Genomic DNA, 5,253 nt, shown 5'->3' on the forward strand with positions numbered 1-5,253 from the left:
TGGCGGCGTCGGTCGGATCGGCGGGCTCTGGACCGGCGGCGGGCGAAGGTGCCGACGCCGGCACGACGGTCGCAGGCTCGGCGGATGTGGCTGCAACTGCCGCCGTGTCCGGCGCATTGGCGGCCGGTCCGCCGGAGGCCGCGGTGGCGGCGGGTTGCTCCGAGATGGCGCCTTCGACCGGTGGCAAGCCACTGTCATCGGCGTTTTGCGGCGTGGCGATCTCGGGAGCCGGAGGTTGCTCGGCCGCGACAGGGGCAGGCTTTTCCGCCGGAAGGGCGGTGGGCGGCGCGACGACCTCGCCGGCAATGGCCTGAGCGGCGTCGAGCAAGGCGCGGTCGCCCTCCGACAGCCGGCTGCGATCGATCTTGCCGAGCTTGGCACGAATGTCCTCGATTGTGCCCGAGGTGACGGTGGAAAGGCTGGCATAGAGCAGGGCGCGTGGATCGTCCTGATTGGTGTTGCCGTCACGGCCCTGCTCGGCCCGCGCCGAAGCGAAGGCCGAAAGGTCGTTCAGGCCGTCTATCGCGGCACGGCGGGCGATGCGCAGATAGATCACCTTCTCGCGCTCGGGATCCATCATCGAGGTGATGTCGCCCAGCTTGTCCTGGCTGATCGACATGTGCAGCGCGATGACGCCGGAGACAAAGGAGTCCGCGAACTGGCTGGCATAGGGCGAATAGAGGTAGCGCTCGACATACTGGGTGGAAGCAAGGGCGAAACGTGCCGCGTCGCCTTGCGCGACTGCAAGGCCGACCGAACGGCGAAGTGCCGCCTCCTCGACCAGCGTGCCGGGGCTGAGCAATCTTGCCTCGTCGAGCAGACCGAGTGCGGTCGCCGGTTGATCGCCGGCAAGCAGCGAGCCTTTGACCAAAGCGAGGAAGGCGCCGAGATCCGGAGGCAGCGCCATGGGATCGATCGGCCTCAAGGCTTCGATAGCCTTGCCGGGCCGGCCGTTGAGGTACTCAATCACGCCTTTGGCGATTGCAAGGCTTTGCGGGTCCGCCGTAGCGCGCGACGTGGCCGCTTCGACGGTCACCGGGTTGCCGCCGCTCATGCCGTAGACAAGCAGGGCCCGAAAATTCTTGGGATCCTTGTAGTCCTCGGCATTCGCCGCGCGCAGGCGCGCATCCGTCATCTCGAGCAGCTTGGCCTGCATCGGCAGGGCGGCATGATCGCCGGCGGCTATGCGGTCCTGGATGAGCTGCAGCGAGCGCACCAGCTGATACGGCTGCAGGGCCTCCTGGGCGAAACCAGTGGACGGGTGTCCGCCGGCCAGCAGCAACAGGCCAATCAACCGGCGGGTGACGGCCGCTCGCTTCATCCGCCGGTCGCCATCAGGATCTCGATGCGGCGGTTCGCGGCCGCCAATGGATCGGCTGCTATTTTCGGCTGGCGGTCCGCGAAACCGGCGACCTCGGTGATGCGGCGTTCGTCGACGCCGCCGCGCACGAGCATGTAGTACGCGGAATGCGCGCGCGCCGTCGACAGCCGCCAATTGTCGTAGCTGTCGCTGCGGAACGGCCGGGCATCGGTGTGGCCGTTGATGCTGATGGTGCCCTTCTGGCTGTTGACGATGCGGCCGATCTTCTCCATTGCCAGCACCAGTTCGCGTCTTGGCAACGCCGAGCCGACCTCGAACATGCCGAAGTCGAGCTGATCGGTGATCGAGATGACGACGCCCTTGTCGGTGGCTTCGACCGAGACGCCGTCGTGCAGCTTGTCGCCAGGCTTGAAAGCATCGGCCAACTGCCGCTTGACGTCGGCCGCTGCCTTCACGGCAGCAGCGGTTGGCGCCTTCTCCCCGATGTCGGGCTGGACGGCCTTTTGCGCCTCAGGCTCAGCCTTCGCTACCGCGGCCTTGGTGCCGTCCGGTTTCGTCTCGCCGGCCAATGCCGTGGCAGGGTTCGCGGCCTGTTTACTGGTCGCGTCCTTTGCCAGTGGCTCGAGCGGTGCCGCGACAGGCGGCACGGCTTTGACTTTGAGCACCTGCGTTTCGGCGGTCTTGTCGCCGGGCTTGGCCGGATCGCCCTCGATCTTGGTGCGCTGGGCGCTGGCCTCGGCGCCGGGCGCCGCGACCTGCTGCGACCAGAAATCCGGCTCGAAAGGATCGCGGTAGGAGGCGCCACCGGAGGCGCCGGTAGCCGGGCCGGCAGCCTGCACGCCGCCATCGCCTTTCTGGCTGACATTCTGCATGACGCCGGTATCTGTGGCGATTTCCGAAAGCACGGCGTAGGGGTCGGCGAAGAGATGGTCGTCGGAGTGTTCCGCCTGCTGTGGCTCCTGCTTGTCCTGCTTGCGCTCGGACGCGCCCGCGCCGGCATTGCCGTTCTGTCCGGCTTTGCTGGTCGCCTCTTGCGGATCGTCGGCCGTCAGTCCCATGGCGCGCGGGCCGTCGCCGAGATCCTCCAGGCCCTTGCGGCTCGAATTGCGGTCGACCAGCTTGACCGGGTTGAAGTAGCTGGCCACGGCTGCCTTGGTCTGCTCGTTGGCGGCGTTGATCAGCCACATGACCAGGAAGAAGCACATCATGGCCGTCATGAAGTCGGCGAAGGCGATCTTCCAGACGCCGCCATGGTGGGCCTCGTCATGGTCGTCATGACTGCGCCGCACGATGATGATCTCGTGGCGGCCCTGATCGGCGTTGGCGACGCTCATGCCAGGACCTCCGAGAGGGTCGTCGACCATTCGGCCATGCGCGTTTCGAACACCGCCTCGTCGATAGCCACGGTCAGGTCGAAGCCTGGCGCCTCGACAAAATCGAGATTGGCGGCGCGGGGTCCGAGCGATGCCTTCAGTGTTTCGAACATCGAGAGCGGGCCGCGCACGACGATGCGCACAGCCTCGGCGTCGCCAACCGCTTCGCGGACGGCGTCTGCCAACGCATCGATCGAACGTTTCTGCAGATCGTCGCTGACGATGCCGCCGATGATGCGGGCGACCGTGCCGGCGACAAGTCCGGTCACGCGCGCCTCCATCGCATCGATGTGCAACGAGACCGCCTTGCCGACATCGTCGCCAAGGCTTTCGAGAAATATCCTTGCTTCCTCAGCATTGGCCTGGCGTTCGGCTTCGAGCGCGGCGTCATGCGCAGCCGCCAGGCGGCCCTCCAGCGCTGCCTCCGCCTGGGCAACCGCCTCGGCGATCAGCGTGCCGATATCGGCTTGCGGCGCCGGCGTCTCGGGCTTGTGTTCGGGATCGACTGCTGCCCGGGGCTGGCCGGCACGCTGCGCGCGCGTGCCGAAATCAGGCAGAAGGTCGAAGAGGGCTACGGAAGGCATGGTTTACACCGCCACTTCCTGGGAAGCCCATTTGCGCAGGATCTGCGCGGTGCGCTCCTCGTTGAGGTCGACCATCCTGGCAAGCCGGTCCTGCGGCGCCGGCCGGATCTTCTGGCGAAGATCGTCGAGCGGAGTGGGGCCTGGGCGTGTGCCTGGCAAGGCGCCAACCGCGGCATTGTCGGTGGCCGCCATTGCCTCCGGCGTCGGCAGCGAGCGCTGGACGTCGTCGAAGCTGGGGCCTGCCAGGGCTGGAGCAGCCTTTGCCGTCAGCGCCGCGGCCATCGGCCTCAGGCCGAAGAAGGCCACCAGGAACACCACGGCGATGAAGGCACCTGCATTGATCATCGTGCCGGCATGCTGGCCGATCGAATCGAGCATTCCCGCCTGCGGGATCGCCTCGCCATCCAGGCCATCGATGAACTCGACCGCCGAGACGTCGATGATGTCGCCGCGCTTTTCATCCAGGCCGGTGGCGGATGTAACCATCTTCTGGATCTCGGCGACGCGCTTGGCGATCTGCTCCGGTGTGGCGTCCTTGCCGAGGATGGTCGTCAGCCGCTGCTGGTTGACGACCACGGCAATCGACATCTTGGTGACGGTGTAGCCGTTGGAGACGGTGGCGATCTTCTTGGAATTGATCTCGTAGTTGGTGATCTCTTCCCTGCGGTCGTTCTGCGAGGAGGATTGCGGGCCATCGGTGGCGGTTGCCTGGGTCTCGGGCAGGTTCTGCTCGACGCTGGCCGGAGTGGAAGCCTGCTTCTGGTTGTTGTTCTCGTTGGCGCGCACCGACTGCACCGAGCGCTCGACGCGGGAATTCGGATCGAAGATGGTCTCTTCCGTCTGGCGGGTGTCGGTGTTGACCTCGGCCTTGACGCTGGCGCGGAAATTGTCGGGGCCGAGATAGGCCGTCAGCGCACGGCGGATGTTGTCTCCGATCTGCGCCTCGACGGTCTGCTCGACGCCGAGCGTGCGGGCGGCGCTGGTGTTGGAAGGGTCGTCGCCCGCAGCCAGCAGATTGCCGCTGGAATCGAGCACCGTCACCTTGTCGGCCGACAGGCCGGGGACGGCGGCGGCGACGAGATGGCGGATCGACATGGCGCTCTTTTCGGCGTCGATGCCGGCGTAGCGGATGACCACGGAGGCGGAAGGCTGCTGCTCGTCACGGCGGAAATTGGCGCGTTCGGACATGACGATGTGGACCCGCGCCGCCTTGATGCCCGATATCGACTGGATGGTGCGGGCGATCTCACCTTCCAGCGCGCGCACGCGGGTGATCTGCTGCATGAACGAGGTGAGGCCGAGCGAGCCGACATTGTCGAACAGTTCGTAGCCGGCATTGGCGCTGGTCGGCAGGCCCTTTTCGGCGAGCAGCATGCGGGCCTGGGCGGTGGTGCCGGCCGGCACCAGAACCGAGGTTCCGTCGGCGCCGACATCGAAGCCGATGCCGGCTTCGCCGAGCACCAGGCCGATCTGGTTCACGTCGGCGCGGTCGAGTCCGACATAGAGCGTGTCGTAGGCGGGGCGGTTGAGATAGACCGAGGCGATGCCGATGACGCCCATCACCAGAACGGCGATGCCCGCCAGCATGGCGAGGCGCTTCACGCCAAACCCGCGGAGATTCGAGATGATGCTCTGGATCTGTTCCGGCACGGTTCAACGACTCCCAGCATGATTGTCCGCCGGAACTCTAGTCTTCGAAGCTTGTGCGAAAATGAAATCGGGCCGCGCTTGCGGCGCGGCCCGTCAATCGGAGTGCGAAAAGGAGGCGCCGGTGGCGCCCGCGATTAGTTCTTGAACAGCGACAGGATCGACTGCGAGGAGCTGTTGGCGATCGACAGTGCCTGGATGCCGAGCTGCTGCTGCACCTGCAGGGCCTGGAGGCGGGTCGATTCCTTGTTCATGTCGGCGTCGACGAGCTGGCCGACGCCGCGGTCGATGGAGTCCATCAGGCTCTGGGTGAAGGTCTTCTGCAGGT

The 5,253-nt window shown here is 66.3% G+C and carries 5 protein-coding genes; all 5 read right to left on the reverse strand.

What is annotated here, in order from left to right:
* A partial coding sequence (locus EN914_RS23290) for a chemotaxis protein MotC (RefSeq protein WP_127389286.1) occupies positions 1 to 1,321 on the reverse strand: 1,321 nt, incomplete at its 3' end.
* A complete protein-coding gene (locus tag EN914_RS23295) occupies positions 1,318 to 2,655 on the reverse strand; it encodes a MotB family protein (protein WP_013529784.1) in 1,338 nt (445 codons plus the stop codon). The genes EN914_RS23290 and EN914_RS23295, both read right to left, overlap by 4 nt.
* The gene (locus EN914_RS23300) at positions 2,652 to 3,278 is read right to left on the reverse strand and encodes a hypothetical protein (RefSeq protein WP_024502692.1); all 627 of its coding nucleotides are present in this window, start codon (positions 3,276 to 3,278) and stop codon (positions 2,652 to 2,654) included. The genes EN914_RS23295 and EN914_RS23300 overlap by 4 nt, the downstream gene beginning before the upstream one ends.
* 3 nt (positions 3,279 to 3,281) lie before the next feature.
* The gene (fliF, locus tag EN914_RS23305) at positions 3,282 to 4,928 is read right to left on the reverse strand and encodes a flagellar basal-body MS-ring/collar protein FliF (protein ID WP_127389287.1); all 1,647 of its coding nucleotides are present in this window, start codon (positions 4,926 to 4,928) and stop codon (positions 3,282 to 3,284) included.
* Between the two features lie 134 nt (positions 4,929 to 5,062).
* Positions 5,063 to 5,253 (reverse strand): flagellin (locus EN914_RS23310; RefSeq protein ID WP_281034667.1); only part of this gene is annotated, 191 nt, incomplete at its 5' end.

The sequence above is a fragment of the Mesorhizobium sp. M7A.F.Ca.CA.001.08.2.1 genome (genome assembly GCF_003998455.1).
GTDB lineage: Bacteria > Pseudomonadota > Alphaproteobacteria > Rhizobiales > Rhizobiaceae > Mesorhizobium > Mesorhizobium ciceri.

Excerpts from the sequence above, each read along its gene's own strand:
- EN914_RS23295 (WP_013529784.1), bottom strand. The coding sequence starts at position 2,655 with ATGAGCGTCGCCAACGCCGATCAGGGCCGCCACGAGATCATCATCGTG.
- EN914_RS23300 (WP_024502692.1), bottom strand. The coding sequence starts at position 3,278 with ATGCCTTCCGTAGCCCTCTTCGACCTTCTGCCTGATTTCGGCACGCGC.